Annotated in this window: 4 protein-coding genes; 2 read left to right on the forward strand and 2 right to left on the reverse strand. The window is 65.1% G+C overall.

What is annotated here, in order from left to right:
• Positions 1 to 84: 84 nt before the first annotated feature.
• A complete protein-coding gene (locus JNK68_11225) occupies positions 85 to 1008 on the reverse strand; it encodes a LysR family transcriptional regulator (protein ID MBL8540928.1) in 924 nt (307 codons plus the stop codon).
• A 195-nt stretch (positions 1009 to 1203) separates the two neighbouring features.
• Between JNK68_11225 and JNK68_11230 the strand changes: the two genes are divergently transcribed.
• A complete protein-coding gene (locus tag JNK68_11230; protein ID MBL8540929.1) occupies positions 1204 to 2271 on the forward strand; it encodes a tartrate dehydrogenase in 1068 nt (355 codons plus the stop codon).
• Positions 2272 to 2429: 158 nt separating this feature from the next.
• Positions 2430 to 3758: a dicarboxylate/amino acid:cation symporter gene (locus JNK68_11235; GenBank protein ID MBL8540930.1), complete on the forward strand. Its 1329-nt coding sequence runs from the start codon at positions 2430 to 2432 to the stop codon at positions 3756 to 3758.
• Between the two features lie 78 nt (positions 3759 to 3836).
• On the opposite strand, the gene JNK68_11240 is transcribed toward JNK68_11235, so the two are convergent.
• On the reverse strand, positions 3837 to 4403 hold a 567-nt coding region (locus JNK68_11240), incomplete at its 5' end, for an NADH-quinone oxidoreductase subunit N (protein MBL8540931.1).

Genomic DNA, 4403 nt, shown 5'->3' on the forward strand with positions numbered 1-4403 from the left:
GGAATTTATCGGCAGGTGCGCGACGGCGCAACTGCAGACCGTGCTGCCCGAAGCCCTCGCGTCAGTGAGAGACCACACGGTCGGTCACCATTGCACCTTCGCCTGCACGCTGCCGCGCGCGTGCTCTGCAAAGTGCTCGACCAAGAAATCGATGAAGGCGCGAACCTTCGCCGAGAGATTGCTCTTCTCGGCGTACACGGCGTAGACGTCCGCCGACGGCAGCGCGTAATCCTCTAGTGCGAGTTGCAGCCGACCGCTGCGCAGATACTTGGCGACATCCCATTCGGCACGCATCAACACCCCGTGACCGTCGAGCGCCCAGTTGAGAACCACCTCGCCGTCGTTGCTGCTCATGCTGCCGCGCACCTTCACCGCTTCCGTCTTGCGTCCGCGCGTGAAGCGCCAGATGCCGTAGGCCGCGTCGTCCTGGCGCAGCACGATGCAGTTGTGGCGGGCGAGATCGGCCGGTACCTGCGGCAGACCGAACTCCCTGAAATAGGCGGGCGTAGCGCAGATGAGCCGTCGGTTGTCGGCGATCCTGCGGGCCACGACCCGCGCGTCGGGCGGCTCGCCGAAACGGATACCCACGTCCAGGGCTTCTTCCGCCAGATTCAGCGGCCGATCGGTCAGGTGCAGCTGCACCGCGACTTCGGGGAACTGCTTGGCGAACTGCGAGAGGGCCGGTGCCACGTAGCCGCGGCCGAATCCGAGCGTGGCATTGACCTTGAGCAGTCCCTTCGGCGCCGCCCGCCGGCTCGCCACCAGCTGCTCCATCTCCTCGATATCCGACAGGATGCGCCGCGCATTCTCGAGATAGATCTCGCCTTCGTGGGTGAGGCTCAGCCGCCGTGTCGTGCGGTTGAGCAGACGCACTCCGAGGCGCTGCTCCAGTTGCGCGAGGCGCTTGCTGACGGCGGGGGGCGTTACCTCCAGTTCGCGCGCCGCCGCCGACAGACTCCCGGCCTTCACCAGGGAAGAGAAGAACGCGAGCTCGGAGGGTCCCGTCATTGTTAACTCCAGGGAACAGATGGCTTGAGATCAGACCCATTATATCGACCCTGTGCCGCCCTAACATGCTCTTCGAGCGGCGAGGCTTAGGCTGGAAAGAGCGGGCGCAGCGGCTCACGAGGCAGGTCGACGCGATCCCGTGTCGCCCGTGCCGCCCCCCTTGAGGGGCAAACCTGACAGAGAGAGGAGAACGCAATGCGTGAGTACAAGATTGCCGCTGTTCCGGGCGATGGCATCGGCCCCGAAGTGATCGCCGCCGGTCTCGAGGTGCTGGAAGAGTGCGCCCGCCGCGACGGCGGGTTCAAGCTGAAGGTGGAGCATTTCGACTGGGGCTCCGACTACTACAAGAAGCACGGCGTCATGATGCCGGCCGGCGGCGCGAACGCGCTGCGCCGCTTCGACGCCATCTACTTCGGCGCGGTGGGCGCTCCCGACGTGCCCGACCACATCACCCTGTGGGGACTGCGCCTGGCGATTTGCCAGCCGCTCGACCAGTACGCGAACGTGCGTCCCACGCGCATTCTGCGCGGCATCCAGAGCCCGCTGCGCAACGTCGGCGAGAAGGAGCTCGACTGGGTGATCGTGCGCGAGAACTCCGAGGGTGAATACGCCGGCGTCGGCGGCCGTGCCCACCAGGGCCTGCCGGAGGAAGTCGGTACCGATATCACCATCTTCACCCGCACCGGTGTGTCGCGCATCATCCGCTACGCATTCGAGCTGGCACGCTCGCGTCCGCGCAAGCTTCTTACCGTCGTCACCAAGTCCAACGCACAACGCCACGGCATGGTGATGTGGGACGAGATCGCCGCCGAGGTCGCGCAGGAGTTCCCCGACGTGACCTGGGACAAGATGCTGGTCGACGCGATGACGATGCGCATGGTGCTGCGCCCGCAGACCCTTGACACCATCGTCGCGACCAACCTGCACGCCGACATCCTCTCGGATCTCGCCGCCGCGCTGGCTGGGTCCCTGGGGATCGCACCGACCGCCAACCTCAACCCGGAGCGCAAGACGCCTTCGATGTTCGAGCCGATTCACGGCTCCGCCTTCGACATCACCGGCAAGGGCATCGCCAACCCCATCGCAACTTTCTGGACCGGCTCGATGATGCTCGAACACCTCGGCGAGAAGGCGGCTGCGGCAAGGTTGATGGCGGCCGTGGAGGCGGTCACCGCCGACAAGTCCCTGCATACCCCCGACCTCGGCGGCAAGGCAACCACCGCCGACGTCACCAAAGCGGTCTGCGAAGCCATGGTCGGCTAGCGACGGCGCCGGCGCGCCAGACCCGCATCCCCGGCGCCCCGCGGCGCCGGGCAGCCCCCAAGACGGGCGCCACTCGCGCCCAACGACGAAGCCCCGCACGGCACCGTGACAGAGGGTCGGGGGCGGCTTCGTCCCCAACGCCTCTGGAGGAGGACGTCATGTTTCGCCGCTTCTTTGGAAAACTCTATGTTCAGGTTCTGATCGGCGTCACTGCCGGTGTGCTTCTCGGCTACCTCGAGCCCACCTGGGGTGCCGAGCTCAAGCCTTTGGGTGACGGTTTCATCCGGCTCATCAAGATGGTCTTCGCGCCGGTGATCTTCGCCACCGTCGTGCTCGGCATCGCGCGAATGGAAAACATGAAGGAGTTGGGGCGCGTCGGTGTCCGCGCCCTCGTCTACTTCGAGGTCCTTTCCACCTTCGCCCTGGTGCTGGGGCTCGTCGTCGTCAACGTCATGCAGCCGGGCAGCGGCATGAACATCGATCCGGCCACGCTCGACACCAAGTCGATCGCCAACTACACGGCCACGACGGCGAAGCCCGCCGGGTTCGTCGATTTCGTGCTCAACCTCATTCCGGCGAGTGTGGTCGACGCCCTGGCGCGCAACGACATCCTGCAGATCCTGGTGTTCGCGACGTTCTTCGGCATTGCGCTCTCGCACATCGGCCCGCGCGCGAAACCGGTGGTCGACTTTCTCGACTCCTTCGTGCACGGCATCTTCGCGATCGTCGGCATGGTCATGCGACTCGCCCCCATCGCTGCGTTCGGTGCGATGGCATTCACCGTCGGCAAGTACGGCTTCGGCTCGATCGTGTCGCTCGGCAAGCTGATGCTCACCATGTATGTCACCTGCTTCCTTTTCGTGGTGATCGTCCTCGGCAGTGTGTCGCGCATCGCAGGCTTCAGCCTGTGGAAACTGCTCAGGTACATCAAGGACGAAATCTTCACGGTGCTCGCCACCAGTTCGTCCGAGTCGGTCGTGCCGCAGATGATGCGCAAGCTGGAGAACGCCGGCGTCTCCAAGCCCGTGGTCGGTCTGGTGATCCCCTCGGGCCTCACCTTCAACCCGGACGGTCAGTGCATCTACTACACGATGGCGGCGATCTTCATCGCCCAGGCGACGAACACGCCGCTGACGCTGACCGACCAACTGGTGGTGCTGGGCGTGCTGCTCCTGACTTCGAAAGGATCGGCCGGCGTCACCGGGTCGGGATTCATCACGCTCGCTGCGACTCTGGCGTCGCTCGGCACCATCCCGGTGGCCGGCATGGTGCTGCTTCTCGGTGTCGACCGGTTCATGTCGGAGGCACGTGCGATCACCAACACCATCGGCAATGCGGTGGGCACTCTGGCGATCAGCCGCTGGGTGGGGACGACGGACCGCGCGCGCCTGGCGACCGTTCTCGACGGCAAGGTCGACGCCGAGGATCTCGACGCGCTCTACGAATTCGATCCGGTCACCGACCCACACGCCAGGCAGGCTGCCTGAGCCCGAGACCGCAGGTAATACCCCGTGCTTCGGAGAAGCCGTCCGCCTCGCGCGGACGGCAACCGCCCTGAAGTGCTGTTAGAACGACCCGGCGATCGCCCGCGCGCAGAAGGCCATCAGAGGCTGCGGCAGGATGCCAAACAACAGCAGGGCGAGACCATTCACACCGAGCAGAAGCTTGACTTCAGGATTCGGCCGGATCGCCGCCGTGTCGGCCGGGGCATCGAAGTACATGAGCTTCACCACCCGCAGGTAGTAGAAGGCCCCGATGAGCGAGCAGATCACCGCGAACACCGCCAGCCAGACATGGCCCACCTCGAGCGCGGCGGAGAGGACGGAAAGCTTGGCGTAAAAACCCACCGTGGGCGGTACGCCGGCGAGCGAGAACATCGTGAGCAGCATGAGGAACGCGTGCCACGGGTTGCGCTGATTGAGGCCCTTGAAGTCCTCGATGTTCTCCGCTTCGAACCCCTCGCGCGAGAGCAGCATGATCATGCCGAAGGAGACGAGCGTCATCAGCACATAGGTGACGACGTAGAACATCGCGGCGCTGAAGCCGTCGGTCGTTCCGCTGAGGATGCCGAGCAGCACGAAGCCCATGTGCGAGATGGTGGAATAGGCGAGCATGCGCTTGATGTTGGTCTG

Source organism: Betaproteobacteria bacterium (genome assembly GCA_016791345.1).
GTDB lineage: Bacteria > Pseudomonadota > Gammaproteobacteria > Burkholderiales > JAEUMW01 > JAEUMW01.